The 25699-nt window shown below is 53.9% G+C and carries 23 protein-coding genes; 9 read left to right on the plus strand and 14 right to left on the minus strand.

The window, feature by feature from the left end; translation table 11 throughout:
* Window positions 1–202 precede the first annotated feature (202 nt).
* Complete coding sequence (locus IP582_RS17260) at window positions 203–2188, plus strand: ligand-gated channel protein (protein WP_193793926.1); 1986 nt, start codon at window positions 203–205, stop codon at window positions 2186–2188.
* A gap of 71 nt (window positions 2189–2259) precedes the next feature.
* On the opposite strand, the gene IP582_RS17265 is transcribed toward IP582_RS17260, so the two are convergent.
* The 6 genes from IP582_RS17265 to yieE form a co-directional block, all read right to left on the minus strand.
* Window positions 2260–3729, minus strand: coding sequence for an amino acid permease (locus IP582_RS17265; RefSeq protein ID WP_193793927.1), 1470 nt, complete (start codon window positions 3727–3729; stop codon window positions 2260–2262).
* Window positions 3730–3972: 243 nt separating this feature from the next.
* The gene (locus tag IP582_RS17270; protein ID WP_039079968.1) at window positions 3973–4710 is read right to left on the minus strand and encodes an amino acid ABC transporter ATP-binding protein; all 738 of its coding nucleotides are present in this window, start codon (window positions 4708–4710) and stop codon (window positions 3973–3975) included.
* Complete coding sequence (locus tag IP582_RS17275) at window positions 4691–5347, minus strand: amino acid ABC transporter permease (RefSeq protein ID WP_039079967.1); 657 nt, start codon at window positions 5345–5347, stop codon at window positions 4691–4693. The genes IP582_RS17270 and IP582_RS17275 overlap by 20 nt, the downstream gene beginning before the upstream one ends.
* The gene (locus IP582_RS17280) at window positions 5347–6012 is read right to left on the minus strand and encodes an amino acid ABC transporter permease (RefSeq protein WP_193793928.1); all 666 of its coding nucleotides are present in this window, start codon (window positions 6010–6012) and stop codon (window positions 5347–5349) included. The genes IP582_RS17275 and IP582_RS17280 overlap by 1 nt, the downstream gene beginning before the upstream one ends.
* A 9-nt stretch (window positions 6013–6021) precedes the next feature.
* Window positions 6022–6807, minus strand: coding sequence for a transporter substrate-binding domain-containing protein (locus tag IP582_RS17285; protein WP_193793929.1), 786 nt, complete (start codon window positions 6805–6807; stop codon window positions 6022–6024).
* 177 nt (window positions 6808–6984) lie between these two features.
* A complete protein-coding gene (yieE, locus tag IP582_RS17290; RefSeq protein WP_039079964.1) occupies window positions 6985–7851 on the minus strand; it encodes a DNA-binding transcriptional regulator YeiE in 867 nt (288 codons plus the stop codon).
* Between the two features lie 120 nt (window positions 7852–7971).
* Between yieE and IP582_RS17295 the strand changes: the two genes are divergently transcribed.
* From IP582_RS17295 to IP582_RS17305, 3 genes are all read left to right on the plus strand, one after another.
* Window positions 7972–9024: a YeiH family protein gene (locus IP582_RS17295; protein WP_193793930.1), complete on the plus strand. Its 1053-nt coding sequence runs from the start codon at window positions 7972–7974 to the stop codon at window positions 9022–9024.
* 183 nt (window positions 9025–9207) lie between these two features.
* Window positions 9208–10065 (plus strand): deoxyribonuclease IV, encoded by an 858-nt coding sequence (gene nfo / locus IP582_RS17300; RefSeq protein WP_079496282.1) that lies wholly within the window; start codon window positions 9208–9210, stop codon window positions 10063–10065.
* Window positions 10066–11166, plus strand: coding sequence for a sugar kinase (locus tag IP582_RS17305; RefSeq protein WP_193793931.1), 1101 nt, complete (start codon window positions 10066–10068; stop codon window positions 11164–11166).
* Window positions 11167–11200: 34 nt separating this feature from the next.
* Here the strand turns inward: IP582_RS17305 and IP582_RS17310 are convergent, their stop codons facing one another.
* The 6 genes from IP582_RS17310 to fruB all read right to left on the minus strand — a co-directional run bounded on the left by IP582_RS17310 (window position 11201) and on the right by fruB (window position 18483).
* Window positions 11201–12451 carry a NupC/NupG family nucleoside CNT transporter gene (locus IP582_RS17310; protein WP_193793932.1) on the minus strand — a complete coding sequence of 417 codons (1251 nt, stop codon included), beginning with the start codon at window positions 12449–12451 and terminating at the stop codon, window positions 11201–11203.
* Window positions 12452–12547: 96 nt separating this feature from the next.
* Entirely contained in the window at window positions 12548–13483 is a 936-nt protein-coding gene (locus IP582_RS17315) for a pseudouridine-5'-phosphate glycosidase (protein WP_193793933.1), read from the minus strand.
* A complete protein-coding gene (locus IP582_RS17320; RefSeq protein WP_193793934.1) occupies window positions 13476–14411 on the minus strand; it encodes a pseudouridine kinase in 936 nt (311 codons plus the stop codon). The genes IP582_RS17315 and IP582_RS17320 overlap by 8 nt, the downstream gene beginning before the upstream one ends.
* A 299-nt stretch (window positions 14412–14710) precedes the next feature.
* Window positions 14711–16399, minus strand: coding sequence for a PTS fructose transporter subunit IIBC (fruA, locus tag IP582_RS17325; RefSeq protein WP_193793935.1), 1689 nt, complete (start codon window positions 16397–16399; stop codon window positions 14711–14713).
* Window positions 16400–16414: 15 nt separating this feature from the next.
* Window positions 16415–17353: a 1-phosphofructokinase gene (fruK, locus tag IP582_RS17330; RefSeq protein WP_039079956.1), complete on the minus strand. Its 939-nt coding sequence runs from the start codon at window positions 17351–17353 to the stop codon at window positions 16415–16417.
* Entirely contained in the window at window positions 17353–18483 is a 1131-nt protein-coding gene (fruB, locus tag IP582_RS17335) for a fused PTS fructose transporter subunit IIA/HPr protein (protein ID WP_039079955.1), read from the minus strand. Before fruB ends, fruK begins: the two co-directional genes overlap by 1 nt.
* A 396-nt stretch (window positions 18484–18879) precedes the next feature.
* On the opposite strand from fruB, the gene IP582_RS17340 reads away from it, so the two are divergent.
* Window positions 18880–19656 carry an isocitrate lyase/phosphoenolpyruvate mutase family protein gene (locus tag IP582_RS17340; protein WP_193796299.1) on the plus strand — a complete coding sequence of 259 codons (777 nt, stop codon included), beginning with the start codon at window positions 18880–18882 and terminating at the stop codon, window positions 19654–19656.
* Window positions 19640–20704 (plus strand): bifunctional transcriptional activator/DNA repair enzyme AdaA, encoded by a 1065-nt coding sequence (locus IP582_RS17345; RefSeq protein WP_193793936.1) that lies wholly within the window; start codon window positions 19640–19642, stop codon window positions 20702–20704. The genes IP582_RS17340 and IP582_RS17345 overlap by 17 nt, the downstream gene beginning before the upstream one ends.
* Here the strand turns inward: IP582_RS17345 and IP582_RS17350 are convergent.
* Window positions 20701–20955, minus strand: a complete 255-nt coding sequence (locus tag IP582_RS17350; protein ID WP_193793937.1) for a YkgJ family cysteine cluster protein — start codon at window positions 20953–20955, stop codon at window positions 20701–20703. The two genes, IP582_RS17345 and IP582_RS17350, sit on opposite strands and share 4 nt — an antisense overlap.
* Before the next feature lie 145 nt (window positions 20956–21100).
* Here IP582_RS17350 and yeiP point away from each other — a divergent pair, with 145 nt between their 5' ends.
* On the plus strand, window positions 21101–21673 hold the full coding sequence (yeiP, locus tag IP582_RS17355) for an elongation factor P-like protein YeiP (protein WP_039079953.1): 573 nt from the start codon (window positions 21101–21103) through the stop codon (window positions 21671–21673).
* A gap of 69 nt (window positions 21674–21742) precedes the next feature.
* On the opposite strand, the gene uxuA is transcribed toward yeiP, so the two are convergent.
* Window positions 21743–22933, minus strand: coding sequence for a mannonate dehydratase (gene uxuA / locus IP582_RS17360; RefSeq protein WP_039079952.1), 1191 nt, complete (start codon window positions 22931–22933; stop codon window positions 21743–21745).
* A gap of 203 nt (window positions 22934–23136) precedes the next feature.
* Between uxuA and IP582_RS17365 the strand changes: the two genes are divergently transcribed.
* Entirely contained in the window at window positions 23137–24603 is a 1467-nt protein-coding gene (locus IP582_RS17365) for a mannitol dehydrogenase family protein (protein WP_193793938.1), read from the plus strand.
* A 115-nt stretch (window positions 24604–24718) separates the two neighbouring features.
* Complete coding sequence (locus tag IP582_RS17370; RefSeq protein WP_071195759.1) at window positions 24719–25696, plus strand: GTP-binding protein; 978 nt, start codon at window positions 24719–24721, stop codon at window positions 25694–25696.
* Window positions 25697–25699 lie beyond the last annotated feature (3 nt).

Raw genomic sequence — 25699 nt, forward strand, 5'->3', positions numbered from 1 at the left:
ACTATCCCGCTGAAAAAACTAGATTTCCCTTCATCAAAATCAACAAATGCAAATGATTTCAATTATCAGTTGTATTTACATAAATTCACTTTTTATCCACAATCCTTCCGCTTCTCCATCACCAGAGTTCGTAAAAGACAAATACTTATATTCTTCATGGTATTGCCCGATGGAGCTTTATTCATTTAAACGGAATGACAAAATGACTTTACCTCGCGCTAAATTGTTGGCAGTTGCCGTCTGCGCTGCCACTTTCCCCCCGGCACTTCTTGCGGCAGGAGAGGACACCGTCGTCGTCTCCGCAACCGGATTTGAACAGAGAATCCAGAACGCTCCGGCCTCTATTTCGGTTATTTCTAAACAGCAGCTTGAAGATAAAGCATATCGCGATGTCACCGACGCCTTGAAAGATGTACCGGGCGTGGTGGTGACCGGTGGCGGCAGCAGCAGTGATATCAGCATTCGCGGCATGGCTTCGCAATACACCCTCTTTTTGGTCGATGGCAAACGAATCAGCACACGCGGTACGCGCCCAAATAGCGACAACGCTGGCATCGAGCAGGGCTGGCTACCGCCGCTGGAATCCATTGAGCGTATTGAAGTGATCCGCGGTCCGATGTCATCGCTATATGGCTCCGATGCCATGGGTGGCGTTATTAACGTCATTACCAAAAAAGTGTCCAATACCAAAGGCTGGACGGGCTCCGTGCATGGCGATGCCACCTTCCAGGAAAACAGCGATTCCGGCGACCTCTTTCAGACCAACGCCTACGCTTCCGGTCCGTTGATTGACGGCCTGCTGGGCGCGAAAGTCACCGGGCTATTATCCCGTCGCGCGGAAGATAAAATACTTAACGGCTATAACGAACAGCGCCTGCGCAACGGTGGCGTGACGTTCAATTTCACCCCGGATGATAAAAACGATTTCGACCTGGATATTGCCCGCGAATTGCAGGATCGCAACAGTACGCCTGGTATGTCGTCGGCGGCGGAGACCTGCCGTGGCAACGTTTGTACGCCCAACAGCAAAAGTGACAGCCGCTACGAGCACACCACTTACTCGTTAACCCACAGCGGTTATTACAGCGATTTCAACACCGTCAGCTATATTCAGCAGGAAGAGACCAATAACCCTGGTCGCCAGATGAAATCGTATAACACCATCGTCAACAACCAGAACCAGATCTTCCTTGGCAGCCATACCATGACGGTCGGCGGGCAGTATCGCTATGAGAAACTGCGCGATAACGGCAATCAACTGGAAGCGGCGGACGGGCTGAATAAACTAACCCGCTGGAGCTGGGCGTTATTTGCAGAAGATGAATGGGCGGTGCTCGACAGCGTGACGCTGACCGGCGGCCTGCGTATGGACAAAGATGAAAACTACGGCACCAACTGGACACCGCGCGGCTACGGCGTGTGGCACCTTACTGACCAGTGGACGATTAAAGGCGGCGTGTCGGCAGGCTACCGCACCCCGGATCTGCGTCAGTCTTCCGCAAGCTGGGGACAGGTGACAGGCGGTGGCCGCCTGAATGGTATCATTGTTGGCAACCCCGACCTGAAACCAGAAAAAAGCCTGAGCGAAGAAATCGCCCTGCTGTGGGATAACAACGACACCCTCAATGCGGGTATTACGCTGTTCAATACCGACTTCAAGGATAAAATCACCGAAGTACGTCGGTGCAACAGCAGCGCCGATCCGGCCTGTACGATCGGCAGCGTCAGTTACGATTTTGTCAGCGATCGCGTTAACGTTGATAAAGCCAATATGCGCGGCGTTGAGTCCACCTTCGGCTGGAACATCACGCGCGACCTTAACCTGACGGCCAACTACACCTTCACCGAGTCAGAACAGAAAAGCGGTCAGTTCTCCGGCAAGCCGCTTAACAAAATGCCAAAACATATGGTCAACACCACGCTCGACTGGCAGGCCACGCAGGATGTGGGTCTTTGGGGTCGCCTGAACTTCCGTGGCAAAACCTCGGAATACTTAAGCCGCACCTCAATGTCGCAGGGTACGCCATCTTACAGTCAGGTGGATGTGGGTCTGCGTTACAACGCGAATAAGAATTTGCTGGTCTCCGCCGGGGTTTACAACGTGCTGGATAAGCAGATTGATTACGACACCTATGACACGGTCCTTGATGGCCGCCGTTATACCGTTGGCTTAACCTATAATTTCTGATAACGCTTAACAAAAAACGCCCCGGTAATTTGCCGGGGCGTTTTTATTGGCCATCGCAGAACAACTGCCGGTTATTTCTTAAAGCGCTCCGGGAACACCATATCTTTGTAGCTTACAAAGTGGGTGCCTTTCGAAAGCTTGTAACCAAACCAGATGATCAGGAACAGCGGAATACCAATGTAGGTTGCCGCTACGGCGCCCCAGTCAATGGTATCCGCCAGAAAAGCCTGATAGTTCTGGCCCAGGGTGATGATCAGGCACAGCACAAAAGCGAAGATCGGCCCCAGCGGGAAGAAACCTGAACGGTACGGCAGGTTGTTCAGATCGTGCCCCTGCATGACATAACCACGACGGAAACGGTAATGGCTGATAGCAATACCCAGCCAGGCGATAAAACCGGTCATGCCGGAAGTGTTCAGCAGCCACAGGTAAACGGTCTGGTTGCCAAACATCGACGTCAGGAAGCACAGGCCCGCAATCACGGTAGTGGCATACAGGGCGTTACGCGGCACGCCGCCTTTCGACAGCTTAGCGAAAATGCGCGGCGCTTTGCCATCGCAGGCCAGGGTGTAGAGCATACGGGTAGACGCGTACATACCGGAGTTACCCGCCGACAGTACCGCCGTGAGAATAACGGCATTCATCACCGCTGCCGCAGACAACAGACCCGCATGTTCAAATACGAGGGTGAACGGGCTGACGCTGATATCTTTCACATCGTTACGCAGCAGGCTCGGATCGGTATAAGGAATGATCAGGCTGATGACCAGGATAGCGAACACATAAAACAGCAGAATACGCCAGAACACCTGACGCACCGCGCGCGGAATATTCTTCTCCGGATCTTCGGACTCACCTGCCGCAATACCAATCAGCTCGGTCCCCTGGAAGGAGAAGCCGACAATCATCGCCACGCCAATCATCGCCGATAGCCCGCCCGCAAACGGCGCATCGCCGATTTGCCAGTTGCTCCAGCCCGCCGGCTGGTCGCCTTTGAAAATGCCGACGATCATCAGTACGCCAACGACAATAAAGATGATAACGGTGGCCACTTTGATAAGCGAAAACCAGTATTCCGCTTCGCCAAAGCCTTTCACGGAGATGTAGTTGAGCAGGAAGATCACGCACAGGAATACGGCGCTCCAGATCCAGCCGGGCGTATCCGGGAACCACCAGGTCATCACCAGTTGCGAAGCCACCAGGTCAACGGCGATGGTCACCGCCCAGTTGTACCAATAGTTCCAGCCGAGCGCGAAGCCAAAGCCTTCTTCAACGTATTGCTGACCGTAGGTCGCAAAGGAGCCGGACACCGGCATAAACGCCGCCAGCTCGCCAAGACTGGTCATCAGGAAATAGACCATCAGACCGATAAGAATATAGGAGAACAGCGCGCCGCCCGGGCCCGCCTGAGAAATCGTCGCCCCTGATGCGACAAACAACCCTGTACCGATTGAGCCGCCAATGGCGATCATCGTCAGGTGACGCGCCTTGAGTTCACGGCGAAGCGTGGGCGCTTGTGTGGTTTTAGTTTCGGAAACCATAAGAAAATGCTATCCATCTAAAAAATGAGGCGCGATTGTAGCAAACGAAAGGGCATCCTTCCGGCACAATCAACGTTTTATTAGAGACCTTCATGATCGCCAGTGGATTATAAGTAAAGCAGTGGAGTCGACATCTGGCGAGCGAGGGGGGAAAAGAGGTTGAAAGCTCACGCAGAGCGGCGTAACTGCAACCTCCCCTCTCCTTTTGGAGAGAGGGTTAGGGTGAGGGAAAAACGCAAAGACTTAATTCAGTCCACGCACTGAGGCGATAAATTGCTGCAACTCCGGGGTACGTGGCTGGCTAAAGAAAGACTTACTCTCGCCCTGCTCCCATACTTTTCCCTGATGCATAAACACCACCCGGTCGCCCACTTCGCGGGCAAAACTCATCTCGTGGGTCACCAGAATCAGGGTCATCCCTTCAGCGGCAAGCTGTTCCAGCACACGTAACACCTCACCCACCAGCTCCGGATCCAGCGCCGAAGTTATCTCATCGCAGAGCAATACTTTGGGTTTCATCGCCAGCGCACGGGCAATCGCCACGCGCTGCTGCTGCCCGCCTGACAAATTCGACGGGTAATAATCGATGCGCTCACCGAGACCGACCTTCTCCAGCATCTCAATCGCCAGCTTGCGGCACTCATCCGCCGGTAATTTCAGCACCCGACGCGGCGCCAGCATCACATTCTCCAGCGCGGTCATGTGTGGAAACAGATTAAAACTCTGAAACACCATCCCCACCGAGCGACTGATTTCCCGCGCCTGCGACTCCCGGTCGGTGACCGTCATCCCACCGAGTTTAATACTGCCGTCCTGGTAGCCCTCAAGCCCATTCATGCAGCGTAACAAGGTGCTTTTCCCGGAACCGCTGCGCCCGATGATCGACACCACTTCGCCCATTTCGATATCCAGGCTTACGCCTTTGAGCACATGGTTCTCGCCATAGTATTTTTGCACGTCATTAATGGTGATGAGCGGCATGGAATTTCTTCTCCAGATAACGGCTGTAACGCGACAGCGGGTAACACATCAGGAAATAGCCCAGGGCAACCAGGCCAAACACTTTAAAAGGCGCAAAGGTGACATTATTCAGCATGGTGCCCGCTTTGGTCAGTTCGACAAAGCCGATGATCGAGGCCAACGCCGTCCCTTTAATCACCTGTACGGAAAAGCCGACCGTCGGAGCGATGGCGATGCGAATAGCCTGTGGCGCAATCACCCGAAACAGTGTCTGACCAAAGCTCAACCCCAGACAGCGACAGGCCTCCCACTGCCCTTTCGGCAACGCCTTAATACTGCCGTACCAGATATCCAGCAGGAACGCGCTGGTAAAGAGCGTCAGCGCCAGCGTTGCCGCCGTCCACGGGCTAACATCGATACCGAACAAGGCAATACCGAAGAAAGCCAGAAAGAGCTGCATCAGTAGCGGGGTACCCTGAAAAAGCGCGGCATAGGCGCTGATCAGACGTTTCGGCCAGTGCCAGCGGCTGATACGTAATACCAACAGCGGCAGTGTCACCAGCGTGCCGCAGATAAACGCGATCAGCGACAGCAGCAAGGTCCAGCGCGCCGCCAGCAACAGGTTGCGCAGAATATCCCAGTCGGTAAATGTACTCATCAACTCTCGCTCCCCAACCACTTCCGTCCCGCCGCCATCAATACCTGACGCATCAAAAGTGAAAGCGCCAGATACAGCAATGTGGTGACCAGATAAACTTCAAAACTTAAAAACGTACGCGACTGGATCAGGTTTGCCGCAAACGTCAGCTCTTCATAGGACACCTGCGAGACCACCGACGATCCGAGCATGACGATAATGCACTGGCTGACCAGGGCCGGATAAATACGCCGCAGCGACGGCGGCAGGATCACGCGAATAAAGGTCTGCGTTTTCGTTAGCCCCAGCACACGCGCCGCTTCCCATTGCCCTTTTGGCGCCACCTCGATCCCGGCGCGGATAATCTCCGTACTGTAAGCCCCAAGGTTAACCAGCATGGCAATTAACGCCGCCTCGCCTGCCGTTAATTTCAGCCCCAGACCGGGCAGACCGAAAACGATAAAAAAGAGTTGCACCACGAACGGCGTATTACGAATAAGTTCGACATACGCCCCCCAGATATGGCTCGCCAGCGTGGGCTTGCCGCTTCGTAGCGCCGCGCCCAGGATGCCAAGAGACACACCGCCGATGGTTGCCAGAATGGTTAAGGTTACCGTGGTCCAAAGCCCCGCGAGTAGCTGCGGCCAGAACGGCCACAGCGCGGCAAAATCAAGCGTTGTCGTCATGCCAGACCCTTACGCGCCCAGGGTGGCGGGCAGCGGCGCCTGCATCCATTTCTGCGAGAAGTTGTTGAGCGTGCCGTCTTTCAGTGCCTGTTCAATCAGCTTGTCCACTTCGGCTTTCAGCGCAGGCTCATTTTTCTTAAGCCCGATAAAGCAGGGGGAATCTTTAAGCATAAATTTGCTGACCGGCGCTTTTTCCGGGTTCTGGCGGGCAATCGCAGCCACCACCACATTACCCGTCGCCATATACTGCACCTGGCCGGAAAGATAAGCAGAGATGGTGGTGTTGTTATCTTCATAGCGTTTGACCTCGGCATCTTTCGGGGCCAGATCGCTTAACACCATATCTTCCACCGCCCCACGGGTGACGCCGACCGACTTACCGCTCAGCGCGGCAGCGTCTGCCAGAGTGGCGTCTTTCGGGCCAAATACGCCGAGGAAGAACGGAGCATAGGCGCGGCTAAAGTCGATCACTTTTTCGCGCTCCGCATTCTTACCGAGGCTGGAGATGACCAGATCAACTTTATTGGTTTGCAGATAAGGGACGCGGTTAGCGCTGGTTACCGGCACCAGTTCCACCTTCACTTTCATCTCTTTGGCCAGATACTCCGCCATGTCGATATCGTAGCCCTGCGGCTTGAGATCGGTTCCCACGGAGCCAAATGGCGGGAAGTCCTGCGGTACCGCCACGCGCAGCACGCCACGCTTTTGAATATCCTGGAGCTGATCGGCCATCGCCTGCCCTGCACAGGACACTATTAATGCCGCACCCGCTGCTGCCATCATCCACTTCTTCATTCTCGTCACCTCATCGCTCATGAAACAAAAGATTCTTTGAATCACTTTTTGCAACTAATGTGCCAACGAGATAAAAACGCGAGCGGACCCGTTATAGCGGCAGTTAAGCGGTCATAAAGAGAAGATAAAGAAGGCAGTCGCACACCAGAATGGTGCAACTGCCTGTTACTGGTGCAATCAAATGTCGCAATAACGCAAAAAGCGATTCAGTGCGCTGGAAAGATGCTTTTGACGGTGGTGAATACGCCACAGGGTGCGTACCAGGCGAGGCAAGGGAACAGGGACTTCCACCAACGAACCCGCTTCAAGCTGTTCGGCGATCACGCGCCGCGACAGGCAACTGATGCCAAGCCCGTGGCGCACGGCATGTTTGATAGCTTCTGAGTTGCCAAGCTCCATGCCGAGATGAAACTCAGGCAGATGGGACAGCAGCAGGTAATCGACAATTTCACGCGTACCGGAGCCGCGCTCACGCAGGATCCACGGCGCAGCGGCCAGACGCGCCAGCGTGACCTCCCCTTGCAACAACGGGGAGTCTGGCGGCGCGAACACCACCAGTTCATCCTCAAGCCAGGGTTCAGCGATGATCTCAGCCGTATGGCAAGGCCCTTCAATCAGACCTATATCGACACGAAAATCGGCCACCGCATTGATAACGTCCTGACTGTTGCCCACGCTCATATCCAGCGGCAACTGGGGAAAATCCCGTCGATAGTGGGCAATGATCTCCGGCAGGATGTAGTTGCCAATCGTACTGCTGGCGTACACGCGAATCGCGCCGTTTTCTTCACGAAACAGTTGCTCAATTTCCGTCGCCTGCTCCAGCAGCGCCAGCGCCCGGGGATAGAGCAAACGGCCATGTTCATTCACCACCAGCCGTTTACCAACGCGATCGAAAAGCTGAACGCTGAGTTGGCCTTCGAGGTCGGTCAGCGCAGCACTGACCGCCGACTGCGATAGAGACAACATTTGCGAAGCCTGGGTCGTGGAACCGCTCTTGAGCACCTCGGCGAAAACTTCGAGCTGCCGTAATGTGATATGCATAAATTTTCACCGTCGGGGTAAGGGTTACTTACCACTTATAAAGATTAATTATAAATATATAATCAATTTTACCTTTAAGCCAGAGCGCCGTAACCTTTTACCCGGAGAAAGGAGAAGGTTATGACTGAAATCACACATCATGTTCCACGCAAGAACTACGTCGCGTTGTTCGCACCGGGTCTGTTACTCAGTGCGGTCATCGCCGGGCTGGCATTGTGGCTGGGTAATATTCCTTCGGTTTCGGGTGCAGGCTTTAGCGCGCTAACGCTGGCTATCTTATTTGGTATTGTCGCAGGCAACACGCTTTACCCGCGCATCCACGTTCACTGTGATGCGGGCGTATTATGGTCAAAACAGTATTTGTTGCGTCTCGGTATTATTCTTTATGGCTTGCGCCTGACATTTTCGCAAATTGCCGAGGTAGGCGTCAGCGGCATCGCTATCGATGTGTTGATGCTCTCCAGCACCTTTATGCTGGCCTGTTTACTCGGTCAAAAGGTCTTTGGGCTGGACAGAAAGACCAGTTGGCTGATTGGTGCAGGCAGCAGTATTTGCGGCGCTGCCGCCGTGCTGGCAACCGAACCGGTGGTCAAAGCGGAGTCCAGCAAAGTCGCCGTTGCCGTCGCCACCGTGGTGATTTACGGAACGCTGGCTATTTTTATCTATCCGGCCATGTATCCGCTGCTGGCGCACTGGTTCACCCCGGAAGCGTACGGCATCTATATGGGTTCAACCATGCATGAAGTGGCGCAGGTGGTGGCCGCAGGACATGCCGTCAGCCCGGATGCCGAGAATGCGGCGGTCATTGCCAAAATGCTGCGCGTGATGATGCTGGCGCCGTTCCTGATCCTGCTCGCCTCGCGGGTTAAACAACTCTCCCCGGCGGCAGACGGCGAAAAAAGCAAGATTACCATTCCGTGGTTTGCGGTGTTGTTTATCCTGGTGGCCATATTTAACTCGTTCCATCTGCTGCCAAAAAGTGTGGTTGATGTCCTGATTACCGTCGATACCGTTTTGCTGGCGATGGCGATGGCCGCACTGGGATTAACCACCCATATCAGCGCACTGAAAAAGGCTGGAGCGAAGCCGCTACTGATGGCGCTGGCGCTGTTTGTCTGGCTGATTGTCGGTGGCGGTGCAATTAACCTGCTGGTGCACCATGTGATGGCATAAAACCTTACGTCTGTTCCCTGTTAACCCGCTATTATTGGAAAATATTTATTTAATTACGCAAAATCCTTCGCGTTGCATCAAGGCGGCAAATGAAAGCATCCCCGGCGCGGGGTGAGTGAATGAAGCCAACAACGATGCAGCGTGAAGGATGCCGCGTATTGCGGGTTTAACAGGAGTCTTTACATGAAATACATCGGAGCGCATGTCAGCGCCGCCGGCGGTCTGGCCAATGCCGCCATTCGCGCAGCAGAAATCGAAGCCACTGCGTTTGCCCTGTTCACAAAAAATCAGCGTCAATGGCGTGCCGCGCCGCTCACCAGCGAGACGATTGATGAATTCAAAGCCGCCTGCGAAAAATACCACTATCAGCCGGGACAAATTCTTCCCCACGACAGTTATCTGATTAATCTGGGTCACCCGGTTGAAGAGGCGCTGGAGAAATCCCGCGATGCCTTTCTCGATGAAGTGCAACGCTGCGAACAACTGGGGCTGACGCTGCTGAACTTCCACCCCGGCAGCCATCTTATGCAAATCGATGAAGATAAGTGCCTGGCGCGCATTGCCGAATCCATTAATATTGTGCTCGCACAAACCAAAGGCGTCACAGCGGTTATCGAAAACACCGCAGGCCAGGGCAGCAACCTCGGCTTTCGCTTTGAGCATCTGGCCGCCATTATCGATGGTGTCGAAGACAAATCCCGCGTCGGCGTGTGTATCGATACCTGCCATGCGTTTGCCGCCGGGTACGACCTGCGCACCACTGAAAGCACCGCGAAAGTGTTCGCCGAATTTGAACGCGTAGTGGGGTTCAACTACCTGCGCGGTATGCACCTCAACGATGCCAAAAGCGCATTCGGCAGCCGTGTCGACCGCCATCACAGCCTGGGCGAAGGCAATATTGGTCATGATGCTTTCCGCTGGATCATGCAAGACGATCGCTTCGACGGTATTCCGATGATTCTGGAAACCATCAACCCGGACATCTGGGCAGAAGAGATTGCCTGGCTGAAAGCCCAACAAAATGAAGAGGCCGTGGCGTAAATGAACGACAGGGAAAAACAGATATTACAAATCCTGCGCAGCAACCCACTTATTCAGCAAAATGAGATAGGCGATATTTTACAAATCAGCCGTTCACGCGTCGCCGCCCATATTATGGATTTGATGCGTAAAGGGCTTATTAAAGGCAAAGGCTACATTCTGACCGAGCAGGATTACTGCGTCGTGTTTGGCGCCATTAATATGGATATTCGCGGTGTGGCGGATATCCATTACCCGCAGTCCGCCTCCAACCCCGGTAACATCCAGTGCTCCGCAGGCGGCGTAGGGCGTAATGTTGCCCATAACCTCGCCCTGCTGGGCCGCGATGTGCACCTTATCTCCGTCGTGGGGGATGATTTTTACGGCGAGACGTTACTGGAACAGACCCGTCAGGCCGGGGTGAACGTGCAAAGCTGTATTCGTCTGCACGGGCACAACACCTCTACCTATCTGTCGGTTGCCAATCAGCAGGAAGAGACAGTACTGGCCATCAACGATACCCATATTCTGCAGCAATTGACGCCGCAGTTGCTCAATGCCTCACGCGATCTGGTGATGCATGCGGGTGTGGTGCTCGCTGATTGTAACCTGACCGAAGAGGCATTGCAGTGGGTCTTCACCATGGCGGGGAATATTCCGGTCTTCGTCGATACGGTTTCCGAGTTCAAAGCCGATAAGATTCGCCCCTGGCTGTCACGCATTCACACGCTGAAACCCACGTTACAAGAGCTGCAAATCTTATGGGGTCAGCCGATTCGTCGTGAAGCAGACAAAATCGCGGCGGTCAATTCACTCCATGAACAAGGGGTGCAACGCATCTTCGTGTATCTGGACGATGATTCCGTGTTCTGCTCTAAACGTGATGGCGAGCAGCTTCTGCTGACCTCGCCGGATCACACCTTCACCGACCGATTCGGGGCCGATGACGGATTTATGGCGGGGCTATTATATAGCTTCCTGGAAGGGGGAGATTTTGCCGAGAGCGCCCACTTTGCCATGGCCTGTGCGGCGATTTCCCGCGCCAGCGTGAGCATCAACAACCCTGCCCTCTCAGCAGAAAATGCGATGGCGTTACTCAATACAAGCAAAGCTGAAGCGTAAGAATGCACGCCAGTGACACTGGCGTGCCGTTGACTCAGGCAAGACCGATAAAGAACCCGGCGATGGTGGCACTCATCAGGTTAGAGAGCGTTGCCGCCGCCAGCGCCCGCATCCCAAGCTGGGCGATTTCCGGCGCGCGTTGGGGAGCAATCGCGGAAAACGCGCCAACTACCACGCCAATAGAACCGAAGTTGGCAAACCCACACAGCGCAAACGAAATAATGGCGATGGTTTTGACATCCAGCGTGCCGCCCGCTTGCAGATAAGGGGAGAAATTGAGATAGGCCACAAACTCATTGATCGCCAGCTTTTGCCCAATCAGGCTGCCAGCCAGGGTCGCATCGTGCCAGTCCACGCCCATGATCCACGCCAGCGGTGCCAGCGCATAACCAAAGATCCCTTCAAGCGTCGCGTTGCCGAAACCGAACCAGCCGCCCACACCGCCAATAATGCCGTTTAATAGCGCAATGATCGCCACAAACGCCATCACCACCGTCGCCACACCGGCGGCAATTTTCAGCCCGGTCATCGCACCGCTTGCCGCCGCTTCAATGATGCTTTTTGGCGGTGTTTCGGTAAACGAGAGATTTTCAAACGTGACCTGCGAGGCCTCTGTTGCCGGGCTCAGCATACGGGCAAACAGGATCCCGCCCGGAATAGCCATGAGTGACGCCGCCAGCAGGTAATCAATCGGCACCCCCATTCCGGCGTAGCCGATCATCATCGACCCGGCAATTGACGCCATCCCGCTACAGATAGCGGTAAACAGTTCGTTGCGATTGAGCTTATGAATAAACGGCTTCACGATAGCCGGGATTTCATTCTGCCCGAGGAAAATCGTGGTCACGGCAACGAAGGATTCGATTTTGCTGATCTTAAGCGCTTTCTGGAAAATCCCACCCAGAATGCGGATCAGTAGCCCCATCACGCCAATATAGTAAAGCAGGCTGATTAAGGCGGTAACGAAGATGATCGCAGGCAGCACGCGGAAGGCAAAAATAAACCCGGCACCGTCAAACAGCACATCCATTTTCGGCCCGACCAGCGACCCGAAGATAAAGGCGCTGCCCGCGTCGCTGTAGGACATCACTTTATGTACGCCCAGCGCCGCCTGCTCAACCAGCCATTTGCCCGGCGGGAAATAGAGCATAATCCCGCCGATAGCGATTTGCAGCAGCAGCGCCGCGCCAACCGTGCGTAAACTAATGCGTTTTTTATTTACTGACAGCAGAAAAGCGATGGTCAGTAATACCACCATACCCAGAAAACTTCTCATTATATCCATAATGATTTTCCCTTCATGCCAGGAAACCCGGCGTAAACGCCAGGTTTTGGTATGTCTGATATCCCTGCGGGCGACCGCTCACTGCCCGCGCCCGGTTTATGCGAGACGTTGGTACTCTTTTGCGATTTCACATGCCAGTACGGCGTTGTTGAACACCAGCTGAATGTTTGACTTCAGGCTATCGCCGCCGGTTAGCTCGGCTACACGAGCCAGCAGGAACGGCGTGCTATCTTTACCGACCACGCCCTGCTCTTCGGCCTCTTTCACCGCCCGATCAATAGCAGCGTTGATTTTCTCTTCCGGCATCGCAAACTGTTCAGGAATCGGGTTCGCTACCACCAGACCACCGTTAAGGCCGGTTTGCCACTTCACCGCCATGGCACGCGCGATCTCTTTTGCGCTATCCAGACGAATGCTGACCTCAAACGGGCTGGTACGGCAGAAAAACGCCGGCAATGATTTGGTCTGATAACCAATTAACGGTACACCGAAGGTTTCCAGATATTCGGTGGTCAGGCCGAGGTCGAGAATTGATTTCGCCCCTGCGCAAACGACCGTGACATTAGTGTGCGCCAGCTCCTGCAAATCAGCGGAAATATCAAATGTATGTTCGGCACCACGGTGAACACCGCCAATGCCCCCGGTCGCAAAAACTTTAATACCGGCCAGTGCGGCAATAATCATGGTGGATGCCACCGTGGTTGCGCCATTTAATCCAGCGGCGACCACAAAAGGTAAATCCCGGCGACTGACTTTTGCGACGCTGTGCCCTTCACGGCCTAATAATTCAATTTCCTCTTTCGTCAGGCCAACTTTCATGACGCCTTTAATAATGGCGATAGTTGCCGGTACCGCACCGTGTTTTCGAATAGTCTCTTCGACTTCAATTGCCGTTTGCGCATTTTGCGGGAAGGGCATACCGTGAGAAATAATTGTCGATTCCAGCGCTACAACCGGTTTGTTATTTTCGAGCGCTTCTTTTACTTCCGCAGAAATATGCAGTAATTCAGGGGAAATCGTTAATTCAGACATCTTGTTTCTCCACTAGCGATGTGACTTTTGAAAAAGATAAGTCAGGATTATTGGTATATTCGGACGCCAGAGCCATAGACGAACACCCTTGCGCAAAACGGACCGAATCGATAAATGAAAAACCTTCTACCCAACAGGCCGCCAGACCCGCCATCATGGCGTCACCCGCCCCGGTGACATTAACGACCTGGGTTTTAATCGGAGGTGACCACCCACTTACACCATCGCGCTCGCTGTAATAAACGCCGTCGCCGCCCATGCTCAGTACCAGCCGTCGCAGACCGCGAGCATGAAACCATTCGGCAACCTTTCCTACATCGTCGCGCCCGGAAAGCGTAATGCCACTGAGCGTTTCGGCCTCAAGGCGGTTGGGTTTCAGCGTATGAATCTGTTCCAGCCAGTCGCGTATTTTGACGCATTTCCAGGCGGATACCGGGTCGATGAAAACAGGCGTATCTCCCGCATGTGTCAGCAGCCAGGCGAGCGCGTCTTCACTGATATTGCAGTCGGCCACAATTACGCTGGCGTCGCGAATAAAATCGATATGTTTTGCCAGGAAATCCGCAGACAAATGATCGGTAATATTCATATCATTGATGGCTACCAGCATTTCGCCGGTATTATCCAGGAGCGATAAATAACTCGAGGTATTTTCACCTGCAACAATAAGACATTTTTCTATTCGGACACCGGACTGACTGGTTTGATTTAAGAGAGACTGGCCATAAAAATCATCGCCCACCACGGTGAGTAGCCATGACTCAGTTCCCAGCAATGCCAGATTCTGTGAAATATTACGCCCCACACCGCCCGGCGTGAATTTTATTTTCCCCGGGTTGGAATCCGCGTAATTCAATACACCATGTGAATAGCCCGCCACATCCATATTGGCGGAACCAATAGTGATTATATAATCCTTTTTACGCATAAAACGCCCTCTGGCAAAAAATGCCATATTAATGAGATCGTCGAGACAAAAATTCGTTTATCTTCTGGTTGCGAAACCTTATTAGAGCACATGTTTATTTTTGAACATGTGTTTATCGTAAGCCGAATTTGAGTAAAGTAAATACATCCCCACGAGCGAAGGTTAATAGATATGAAGGTCATCACAAATTTATAGGGATTGAGACTAAAACACGTTACAGAAATGAGATGCGGGGCACAGAAGGCGGGGAATAAAAAAAGGGCCGGTTTCCCGGCCCCTTTATGACTCAGTCAATCATATTATGCGGCTTTGGCAATAGCTTCGGTTTCCGGGCGTTTCAGGAACGCATAGACCAGACCTGCCAGCAGGGTACCTGCCACGATAGAGAGCAGATAACCCACAACCGGGGTGATTGCACCTGGAATCAGCAGAACGAACAGGCCACCGTGCGGTGCCATCAGTTTCGCGCCAATCGCCATGGAGATAGCCCCCGTCAGCGCGCCACCGGCGATACAGCATGGCAGAACACGCATCGGGTCACGTGCCGCGAACGGAATCGCACCTTCAGAGATGAAGCACAGGCCCAGAACCAGCGCCGCTTTGCCCCCTTCCTGCTGCCCTTTATCGAATTTCTTACGGGCAACAATGGTCGCCAGACCCATCGCCAGCGGCGGCACCATACCGGCAGCCATGATGGCGGCCATCGGTGCGTAAGTCTGCGTACTCAACAGACCAACACCAAAGGCGTAGGCCGCTTTGTTCACCGGACCCCCCATGTCGGTACACATCATGCCACCGAGGATTGCACCCAGCAGGACAGCATTCGCCGTACCCATGGATTGCAGCCAGGACGTCAGACCTGCAAGGATACCCGCAACCGGTTTACCGATAAGGTAGATCATCGCCAGACCAACAATCAGGCTTGAGAACAGCGGAATGATCAGGATCGGTTTCAGCGCTTCCATGCTTGGCGGCAGCTTAACGCCTTTACTGATGGCTTTCGCCAGATAACCCGCAAGGAAACCGGCAATAATACCGCCGATAAAGCCAGAGCCGGTGCTTACTGCCAGCATACCGCCGATAAGACCCGGCGTCAGACCCGGACGGTCAGCGATGGAGAAGGCAATGTAACCGGCCAGCACCGGCACCATCAGAGCAAACGCAGACCCGCCACCGATTTGCATCAGCGCGGCAGCCAGTGTATCCGGCGTTTTAAATGCGGTGATACCGAAGGCAAAGGACAGTGCGATACACAGACCACCGGCAACAACCATCGGCAGCATGTAAGAAACACCGGTCAGCAGGTGGCGATAGGCGCCCGCACTCTCTTTTTTACCTTCACTGCTCGCAGATTGCGTACCGCCGCTCGGCTGATATGTTTTCGCTTCGGCTTGCGCTTTGTCTAATTCCTGCGCCGTTTTCTTCAGTGCCAGACCTGTAGTCGTGCGATACATCGGTTTACCAGCGAATTTCGCCAGATCCACTTCGATGTCAGCGGCGACGATCACCAGATCGGCTTGCGCCACTTCTTCCGGCGTGATGGCGTTACCCGCGCCAACAGAGCCGCGCGTTTCCACTTTCACCCACCAGCCGCGTTTTTTCGCTTCGGTTTCAATGGCCTCTGCCGCCATAAAGGTGTGTGCAACACCCGTCGGGCAGGCGGTGATGGCCACGATACGTTTCGGACCACTGTTGGACGTCACCGGTGCCGCCGCCGGAGCTGTGTACGGAGAAGCGTGGTTCTTTGCTTCACTTAAAAACAGTTCCGGATGAGCCACAGCGCGATTGATGTCGCCCAACCAGACTTTCTTACCGCTCAGCGCGCTGTCAGCCGGCACGCGGGAGCCCAGAACGATCGCCAGTTCAGCTTCACCGGGGTTGTCGATAAACTGCAAATTCGCTTTTTGTGCCGCTGCGCCTAACAGGCTTTTCGCCATATATGCGCGAGCTTGACCGAGTTCAGAATCAATTATCAGCAGCGTTTTCATTATGCTCTCCTGCTGTTAGTTAAAGGGTTTTAAGTCAACACGCGCCATCATCGCGGCTAACTGGGTACGATCGGTAATACCTACATTGCTCTGGCTAACGGCCAGTGCTGCCACGGCAGTGGCCAGGCGCAACGTATGTTCACTGGACTCTCGCATTAACAGGCCATAAATCAGGCCGCCAACCATTGAATCCCCTGCGCCAACGGTGCTTACCACCTCCATTGACGGCGGTTTGGCGATCCATTCGCCCGAAGCGTTAACCCACAACGCCCCTTCCGCGCCCAGTGAAATAACCACATGGGCAATTCCTTGTTCACGAAGCGCATGCGCCGCGTCGATCACATCTTTCAATTCCGGTAATTTGCGACCAGCCCAAATTTCGAGTTCGCGACGGTTAGGTTTAACCAGCCACGGCGCAGCTTTCAGACCGGCAACCAGCGCATCGCGGCTGCTGTCGAAAATGATGCATGGGCACTGGCTGCGCAGGCGCGTCATCCAGTCGGTAAAGGCTTCCGGGCTCACACCCGATGGCAAGCTGCCGCTGACACACACCATGTCGAACTGACCCAGCCAGGTCAGAGAGTCTGCAACAAAACGTTCCCAGTCTGCCGGCGTCACTTCGAAGCCGGAGAAGTTGAAGTCAGTGACTTCGCTGTCTTTTTCCGTCAACTTCACGTTGATACGGGTACGGCCCTGAACAATCTGGAAGCGGTTAGCAATGCCCAGTTCGCTGAACAATTGCTGGAAACCGTCCTGGTTGTCTTTACCCAGGAAGCCGCCAACGGTCACGTCGATGCCCAGATCTTTCAGCACTTTCGCCACGTTGATACCTTTACCCGCAGCATGCAGGCCGGTAGTGCGAACCAGGTTCACTTCACCGCGTTCAATTTCCGGGGTATACCCGACCAGATCATAGGCAGGGTTAAGGGTAATAGTAGCGACACGTCTGCTCATTATGCGCCCTCCCCCAGACCGGCAGCGATGGCTTCGCCAATCGCTTTCAGCGCCTGTTCAGCATCATCGCCCTGGGCGGTGAAGCGCAGACGGTGACCTTTCTTCACGCCCAGCGCGACCACTTTCATCAGGCTACGACCATTGGCGGATTTACCGGTACCGTCGAGGTTAGCGACAGTCACTTCGCTATTAAATTGTTTGATGGTATTGACCAGCATGGTGCCCGGACGGGCATGAAGGCCATGTTCGTTGCGTACAACAAACTCGGCGGTCAGCAGGTTGTCAGCAATAGCGTCATCGCTGGTCAATAGTGCCAGCAGGGTAGCGGCATCTGCGCTCAGAAGACGGTCAGCTTTATTGTCGAGCAGCAGATTGCTCAGACGTTTGAGCACGGCAACCGGCTGGTCATCAGCCATTGCTACACTGACCAGCAGCGCAACGCTTTCACCGTTCACATCAAATGCTTTTGCAGCACGGCTGACAGCCACCGCGCTCGCCAGGTTGCCCTGTGCGCTGTCGTTCAGCCAGATCCCCTGACCAAGATTCAGCGGTTGTTCGTTAATCGCGCGTGCCACATAGACAGCATCAACCGCGCCCGCTTCTTTCAGCCGCGCAGCGTTCAACGCCTGCAGCGTCACCAGGTCGCTGGCGACAACGTCAAGGCTCAGGGTATCGTTATCAAGTTTCAGCGACGCCACTTGCTGTTCACCCATCAGCAACGCACGCAGTTCTTCTGCTGTGGTCGCCGATTGCAGTTGCGCAGCAACGGAATCATCGCTCAGGACGTGGGTCAGCTGACGCAGCAGGCCCAGGTGTTCATCAGAACTGGCGGCAATACCGATGGCCACATAGGCGACCTGGCCTTCCCCCCAGAGGATGCCTTGCGGGAACTGGAACACTTTGACACCGGTTTTCAACACCTGGTCGCGGGTATCAGTCGTCCCGTGAGGAATGGCGATCCCGTTGCCAAGGAACGTTGACGTCTGCTGCTCACGCGCCAGCATGCCATCAACATAACCACCGGCGACGTTGCCTGCTTCTGCCAGTGCGGCAGCAATCTGACGAATCGCCTCTTCTTTCGTTCCGGCCTGCTGGCCCGGATGGATGTCCTGAACGGATAACTGGAACATGTAAATCCTCTCCTGCTGAACTGAATCGTTTCAGCTAACTTGAGAAATAATGCGCCACCCTGAAATGTGTTAAAAACAAGATGACGCTGAAACGTTTCGAGAAGTCTTGACTTTTCCGCTTCAGCAATCAAGAAAAGTCTCATTTTTGATTGCAAAATTACGATCTACTGCACATTTCACTCCCTGGCATCTCATTTTTGCTGAACAAAGCTGACCGTCTTTTTAGGTCTCATTCAGCACCCATCAGCATGACGGTATCGTTGAAATGATGTTCCGTTGTTGTGAACAGAAAAAGACAGGGATTCGGGAAGAAAAAAATACGTGTCCGTTTTTCGGTTGTTGCAGGTTGCGCCTTATCGATATCGTTAAGACGCCACTTAACAGAGGAATGTGATGATGAATTTTGCCCTTTTACACCAACAAGATAGCCCATTGCTGCTCGCAAATGTCTGGGATGTCTCCAGCGCCAGAGCCGCACAGGCCGAGGGTTACAAGGCCATTGGCACCTCAAGCGCAGCTATTGCCGCGATGTACGGTTATGACGATGGCGACGGCATCACCTTTGCAGAACTCCGCCACCTGGTCATCCGTTTACGGGCTTGCTGTTCCCTGCCGCTGACCGTTGATATGGAGTATGGCTATGGTGAAAGTCATGAGCAGATCATCGAAAACCTGCTCGCGCTGGTTGAACTCGGTGTCGCAGGCATTAACCTGGAAGACAGCCGCGTTCAGCAAGGAAAGCGGGTGTTACAGGATTCTACTGAATTTGCATCACTACTAAACGCCATCCGCCAGCGCCTTGCTGATGAACAACACAGTCTGTTCATTAATGCCCGGACGGACACATACTTGCTGGGTGAAGTTAACGCGCTGGCGGAAACGCTCGCTCGCGGCATGCTTTATGCGCAAAACGGTGCTGATGGCCTGTTTGTCCCCTGCGTCACACAACCCTCAGACATTTTGGCGATCGCAAACGCTATTGCGCTGCCGCTTAATGTCATGTGCATGCCTGCATTGCCCCCGTTTACCGAGCTGGGGAGACTGGGCGTTAAGCGCATTTCGATGGGCGATTTCCCGCATCAGGCATTACAAAACAGCGCAAAAAGGCTGTTTGCTGATATTGTGAAAGCTCACTCATTTGACGCGGTGTTTGCCCATGCAGCAGCACGATGAATCGACATGCGATATCTGGTATCAGGCGCTGCTTGCGCGGGCATCCGATTATGCAGGCGTCTTTTTTGTCGGCGTAAAGACGACCGGCGTGTTTTGTATTTCGACCTGCCGGGCGCGTAAGCCTAAGCGCGAAAACGTGCTGTTTTATTCTGACTTTTCCGCCGCGCTCGCCGCCGGTTTCCGTCCGTGTAAGATCTGTCGCCCGACGGAGAATGCGTTTACCGCGCCACCCGCCGTCGAGCAGGCTCTGGCATTATTGCGAACAGAGGGTAACGTCAAAATCAGCGACGCGCAGTTACGCGAGCACAATATCAGTCCGGAGTCCCTGCGCCGCTGGTTTCTCAGGCATCACGGTATGACCTTTCAGGCGTATCAGCGAATGCTGCGGGTCAACACAGCAATGCAGGAGCTGAAATCGGGTCGTAAAGCTATCGAGACCGCCTATGACAGTGGCTATGATTCGCTAAGTGGCTTTGGTTACACCTTCAAAAAGCTGACAGGCCGCCCCCCAACGCATCGCGCGCAGGTTATCGTCGTCCAGCGCTTTACCACTCCGCTCGGCCCAATGTTTGTCTGTGCGACAGAAAACGGTGTCTGCCTGCTTGAATTTGTTGACAGGCGGTCCCTGGAAACGGAGTTCAGCGATATTCAGCGTCTTTTTGATGCGCGTATCATTGCCGGAGAGAATGAACATACCCGGCAGGCAGTAAAGGAGACTGGCGAATATTTTGCCGGGAAACGGCAGCGATTTACCCTGGCACTGGATACGCCGGGAACCGCCTTTCAGCAACATGTCTGGAAAACATTGAACAATGTGGGTTATGCGCAGATAAGCCATTACGGCAAGCTTGCTGAACAGGCAGGCAACCCGAAAGCCGTGCGCGCCGTGGCCAGTGCCACTGGTGCTAATCGTATTGCGATTGTCATCCCCTGCCATCGGATCCTTGGCAAGGACGGTGCAATGACAGGCTACGGTGGCGGTATTGCGCGTAAGAAATGGTTACTGGAACATGAAGCGAAATATCAGCACAGCGCTGAGTCGCCTTAAGGTGCGGTCGCGGCTTCCAGATTAATCAGGAAAGTCATGGCCGCCTCACGATCGCTGAAACACATGCCAGCGCTCGGTTGCAGGCTGGCACAGACGCCCGGACGTAGCGGGGAGCCGAAAATTTTACACGTGTTGTCATCCGCCAGTTGGACACAACGCGTGTTGGCCGGCTTGCCCTGTGGCATACCGGGGATAGGACTTGAAATCGAAGGGGCGATACAGCACGCTCCGCAATCCGTACGGCATTCCATAATCACGACTCTCTGTTGGGCTGGCCGCCAAACTACCTGTTTTCCCCGTCAAACGCAAAACTCAGCGATTCCACTTGCCTGTAAAGGCCCTCGCGGGTACTTTGTCGCGATATTTTCGTTATTTTTAATTTACAGGATCCCACTGATGCCAAGAGCGAACGAAATCAAGAAAGGTATGGTGCTGAACTACAACGGCAAACTGCTGATTGTAAAGAATATTGATATTCAGTCACCGAGCGCCCGCGGCGCCGCAACCCTCTATAAAATGCGTTTCTCCGATGTGCGCACCGGTCTGAAAGTCGAAGAACGTTTCAAAGGTGACGATATCGTCGATACCGTGACCCTGACCCGCCGTTTCGTTGACTTCTCCTATGTTGATGGCAACGAATACGTGTTTATGGATAAAGAAGATTACACGCCGTACACCTTCACAAAAGAGCAGATCGAAGAAGAACTGCTGTTTATCCCGGAAGGCGGGATGCCGGATATGCAGGTGCTGACCTGGGATGGCCAGTTGCTGGCGCTGGAATTGCCGCAGACCGTTGATCTGGAAATTGTTGAAACCGCACCGGGCATCAAAGGCGCGTCAGCCAGTTCACGTACCAAACCGGCAACCATGAGCACGGGTCTGGTGATTCAGGTTCCGGAATACCTGACCACCGGCGAGAAAATCCGCATTCATATTGAAGAAAGCCGTTATATGGGCCGTGCGGACTAAGTCAGCCAGTAAAAGTAAAAAAGGACAGTGAAAACTGTCCTTTTTTTATTCCAGAGCGAAGATAATGGATTACAACAGGTCGCGGAACAGCGTTTTCTTAAGCGCCAGTTCCACGCCGCGCACTTCCGCCATCCCTTTCAGACGGCCAATCGCCGAATAGCCTGGGTTGGTTTTCTTACGCAGGTCATCGAGCATCTGATGGCCGTGATCCGGACGGAACGGAATCGGACGCAGGTCGCCGGCTTTCTTACGGCGCTGCTCTTCACTCAGGATCGCCGCCACAACCGAAACCATATCCACATCGCCCTGCAGGTGCGCCGCTTCATGGAAGGTTTTCGGGTTATCTTCACGGCAGGTAGAACGCAGGTGCGTGAAGTGAATACGGTCGCCGAACGTCTCAATCATGTTCACCAGATCGTTATCGGCGCGTACACCATAGGAACCCGTGCACATAGTGAAACCGTTATTGATGCTGTCGACCGCGTTTTTCAGCCAGTGCATGTCCTCAATGGTTGAGACAATACGCGGCAGGCCAAGGATTGGACGCGGCGGATCGTCCGGGTGCACCGCCAGACGCACGCCGACTTCTTCTGCCACGGCAACAATTGCACGCAGGAAATAAGCCATATTTTCGCGTAACTGATCTTTATTGATGCCATCGTATTCCGCCAGACGGGCACGGAACTGATCCAGCGTGTAACCCTCTTCCGCACCCGGCAGACCAGCAATAATATTGCGCGTCAGTTTTTCAATTTCCGCTGCGCTCATCGCTTCAAAATAGGCCTGCGCCTGCTGCTGTTCTTCTTCGGTATAATCGGCCTGCGCGCCGTCGCGTTTGAGGATATAAAGTTCAAACGCAGCAAAAGCAATCTGATCAAAACGCAGCGCTTTGGAGCCGTCCGGCAGTTCGTATTCCAGATCGGTACGCGTCCAGTCGAGGATCGGCATAAAGTTGTAGCACACGGTATCGATGCCACAGGCTGCCAGGTTGCGGATGCTTTGCTGATAGTTAGCAATCCAGGTGTCATACTGCCCGCTGTGCGTTTTGATATCTTCATGCACAGGAATACTTTCCACTACCGACCAGGTCAGCCCTTTTTCAGCCAGCAATGCCTGACGCTGTTTGATTTCTTCTACCGGCCAGACCTGACCGTTGGGAATATGGTGCAGTGCTGTCACAACACCTGTTGCGCCAGCCTGACGCACATCATCTAATGAAACCGGATCGTTCGGTCCGTACCAACGCCAGGTTTGTTCCATCGCCTCATCCTCAAAGTTGTTATACCAATGCCGCAAAGCTCATGACGACTACCATACATGTTTAATGCAGAGGGTCAAACGCCGCCGCAAGAATGATTGATCCAGCTCACATTACCCGGATATTTCAGGCACACCAATTCAATTTGCTGTCATATAACTTTACACTGCATATTGTTAATTAATGGTTAAACAGGTGTATTTCAATGCAAACAATTGCCTCCGTAACGCTGCCAGAAACGGTGCAGTTACCTCAATATGATCGCCGTTCATTGCGTTCGCGCATTGTTCACTTCGGTTTTGGCGCCTTTCACCGCGCGCATCAGGCACTGTTGACTGACCGTGTGCTGAACGCGCTAGGGGGCGACTGGGGCATATGCGAGATTAGCCTGTTCAGCGGCGACCAGCTTATGGCGCAGTTGCGCGCGCAGGATCATCTGTACACCGTGCTGGAGAAAGGGGCTGAAGGGAATAAAGCCTACGTTATTGGCGCGGTTAACGAATGTCTGAATGCCAAACTGGACTCACTGGCGGCCATTATTGAAAAATTTTGCGAACCGCAGGTAGCCATTGTTTCTCTGACCATCACCGAGAAAGGCTATTGCATCGACCCGGCAACCGGCAAACTGGACCTCACTCAACCGCGCATTGCCCATGATCTGCAGGAGCCTGGCGAACCGCATTCCGCACCAGGAATTCTGGTTGAAGCGCTCGCCCGTCGACGTGAGCGCGGCCTGCCCGCCTTTACGGTGCTGTCTTGCGACAATATTCCGGATAATGGTCACATCGTGAAAAACGCGGTACTGGGTATGGCGCAAACCCGTTCCTCCGAGCTGGCGCAGTGGATTGATACGCATGTCAGTTTCCCCTCAACCATGGTGGACCGTATCGTGCCGGCCGCTACTGACGAATCACTGGCGGAAATTGCCGCTGAATTGGGAGTGGCCGATCCCTGTGCCATCAGTTGTGAGCCTTACATTCAGTGGGTCATTGAAGACAACTTTGTTGCCGGTCGTCCGCAATGGGAAGTGGCAGGCGTGCAACTGGTACAAGACGTTCGCCCGTGGGAACAGATGAAGCTGCGTATGCTGAACGGTAGCCATTCGTTCCTCGCGTACCTGGGGTATCTGGCCGGGTTTGCCCATATCAGCGATTGTATGCAGGATGAGGTTTTTCGCCGTGCCGCACATCAGTTGATGCTAGGTGAACAGGCCCCTACGCTTGCTATTACCGGCGTGGACCTCAACGCATATGCAGACAATCTGATTGCCCGTTTTTCCAACCCGGCGCTTAAGCATCGCACCTGGCAGATAGCGATGGACGGTAGCCAGAAACTGCCGCAGCGTATGCTGGATAGCGTTCGCGTGCATTTACAGCGTGAAAGCCACTGGCCGTTGCTGGCACTCGGCGTGGCAGGCTGGATGCGCTATGTCAGCGGAACGGATGACGCAGGCGAGGCCATTGATGTACGAGACCCTCTGATCGATAAGATACGGGCTATCGTCGAGACCAGCAGTGAAAGGGAGCGCGTTGGGGCTTTGCTGGCGCTCAGTGAAATCTTCGGTACTGATTTACCCACCGACCCGCGTTTTGTGAATGCCATCGACAGTGCATGGCAACAGTTGCGCACGCAAGGGGCGCACCAGGCGGTGCGTAACGCCCTGCAGATTTAACATTTTCTGCCATTAAAAGGGGCGGAAAGTGCTTTCTCCGCTCCTGCCCTTCTCTTTTTTGCCAATTTTCGCCAGGATTGTCGCACTTATTATTGTGCGTAATGCTGGAGTAAACGTGACGAAAACAAATCTGATTACTGGCTTTCTTGGCAGCGGGAAGACGACGTCCATTCTCCATATGCTGGCAAATAAAGACCCCAACGAAAAATGGGCCGTTCTGGTCAATGAATTTGGCGAAGTGGGCATCGATGGCGCGTTACTGGCGGACAGCGGGGCCTTATTAAAAGAGATCCCCGGCGGATGCATGTGCTGCGTGAATGGCCTGCCAATGCAGGTTGGCCTTAATACGCTATTACGTCAGGGTAAACCCGATCGCTTACTGATTGAGCCTACCGGCCTGGGCCATCCAAAACAGATTCTCGATATGCTCACTGCCCCGGTCTATGAACCCTGGATCGATCTGCGCGCGACCCTGTGCCTTATCGACCCACGTCAGCTGCTGGACGAAAAAGTAACGGGTAATGAAAACTTCCGCGACCAGCTTGCGGCGGCTGACATCATTGTCGCTAATAAAGAAGACCGCGCCAGCGTCGAGAGCCAACAGGCACTGGAAGCATGGTGGCAGCAACATGGCGGCGACCGTCTGCGTATCAACGCTACACAGGGAAATATTCCCGTGTCGCTGCTGGATAACCCACGCCGCAATCTGCGCGCACTTCCCACCAGTGCCGAACATCATCACCACACCGGCGAAAGAAAAGGACTGGCGGCGTTAAGCTTGCCTGAACATCAACGCTGGCGACGCAGCCTGAATAGTGGCCAGGGTCATCATGCATGCGGTTGGATTTTTGACGCAGATACGCAGTTTGACACCATTGGTTTACTTGAGTGGGCGCGCCTTGCGCCAGTCGAACGCGTCAAGGGTGTAATGCGTATTCCCGAAGGGCTGGTGCGTATTAATCGCCAGGGGCTGGATCTGCATATTGAGACGCAAAATGTCGCGCCGCCGGACAGCCGTATTGAATTAATTACCGCCTCCGAAGCGGACTGGAATGCCTTGCAGGCCAGTTTGTTGAAGCTTCGTTTAAGTTAAGGA

It is taken from the genome of Citrobacter sp. BDA59-3, from assembly GCF_015167655.1.
Classification (GTDB): domain Bacteria; phylum Pseudomonadota; class Gammaproteobacteria; order Enterobacterales; family Enterobacteriaceae; genus Phytobacter; species Phytobacter diazotrophicus.

Excerpts from the sequence above, each read along its gene's own strand:
- IP582_RS17260 (WP_193793926.1), top strand. The coding sequence starts at position 203 with ATGACTTTACCTCGCGCTAAATTGTTGGCAGTTGCCGTCTGCGCTGCC.
- IP582_RS17265 (WP_193793927.1), bottom strand. The coding sequence starts at position 3,729 with ATGGTTTCCGAAACTAAAACCACACAAGCGCCCACGCTTCGCCGTGAA.
- IP582_RS17270 (WP_039079968.1), bottom strand. The coding sequence starts at position 4,710 with ATGCCGCTCATCACCATTAATGACGTGCAAAAATACTATGGCGAGAAC.
- IP582_RS17275 (WP_039079967.1), bottom strand. The coding sequence starts at position 5,347 with ATGAGTACATTTACCGACTGGGATATTCTGCGCAACCTGTTGCTGGCG.
- IP582_RS17280 (WP_193793928.1), bottom strand. The coding sequence starts at position 6,012 with ATGACGACAACGCTTGATTTTGCCGCGCTGTGGCCGTTCTGGCCGCAG.
- IP582_RS17285 (WP_193793929.1), bottom strand. The coding sequence starts at position 6,807 with ATGAAGAAGTGGATGATGGCAGCAGCGGGTGCGGCATTAATAGTGTCC.
- yieE (WP_039079964.1), bottom strand. The coding sequence starts at position 7,851 with ATGCATATCACATTACGGCAGCTCGAAGTTTTCGCCGAGGTGCTCAAG.
- IP582_RS17295 (WP_193793930.1), top strand. The coding sequence starts at position 7,972 with ATGACTGAAATCACACATCATGTTCCACGCAAGAACTACGTCGCGTTG.
- nfo (WP_079496282.1), top strand. The coding sequence starts at position 9,208 with ATGAAATACATCGGAGCGCATGTCAGCGCCGCCGGCGGTCTGGCCAAT.
- IP582_RS17305 (WP_193793931.1), top strand. The coding sequence starts at position 10,066 with ATGAACGACAGGGAAAAACAGATATTACAAATCCTGCGCAGCAACCCA.
- IP582_RS17310 (WP_193793932.1), bottom strand. The coding sequence starts at position 12,451 with ATGGATATAATGAGAAGTTTTCTGGGTATGGTGGTATTACTGACCATC.
- IP582_RS17315 (WP_193793933.1), bottom strand. The coding sequence starts at position 13,483 with ATGTCTGAATTAACGATTTCCCCTGAATTACTGCATATTTCTGCGGAA.
- IP582_RS17320 (WP_193793934.1), bottom strand. The coding sequence starts at position 14,411 with ATGCGTAAAAAGGATTATATAATCACTATTGGTTCCGCCAATATGGAT.
- fruA (WP_193793935.1), bottom strand. The coding sequence starts at position 16,399 with ATGAAAACGCTGCTGATAATTGATTCTGAACTCGGTCAAGCTCGCGCA.
- fruK (WP_039079956.1), bottom strand. The coding sequence starts at position 17,353 with ATGAGCAGACGTGTCGCTACTATTACCCTTAACCCTGCCTATGATCTG.
- fruB (WP_039079955.1), bottom strand. The coding sequence starts at position 18,483 with ATGTTCCAGTTATCCGTTCAGGACATCCATCCGGGCCAGCAGGCCGGA.
- IP582_RS17340 (WP_193796299.1), top strand. The coding sequence starts at position 18,880 with ATGAATTTTGCCCTTTTACACCAACAAGATAGCCCATTGCTGCTCGCA.
- IP582_RS17345 (WP_193793936.1), top strand. The coding sequence starts at position 19,640 with ATGCAGCAGCACGATGAATCGACATGCGATATCTGGTATCAGGCGCTG.
- IP582_RS17350 (WP_193793937.1), bottom strand. The coding sequence starts at position 20,955 with ATGGAATGCCGTACGGATTGCGGAGCGTGCTGTATCGCCCCTTCGATT.
- yeiP (WP_039079953.1), top strand. The coding sequence starts at position 21,101 with ATGCCAAGAGCGAACGAAATCAAGAAAGGTATGGTGCTGAACTACAAC.
- uxuA (WP_039079952.1), bottom strand. The coding sequence starts at position 22,933 with ATGGAACAAACCTGGCGTTGGTACGGACCGAACGATCCGGTTTCATTA.
- IP582_RS17365 (WP_193793938.1), top strand. The coding sequence starts at position 23,137 with ATGCAAACAATTGCCTCCGTAACGCTGCCAGAAACGGTGCAGTTACCT.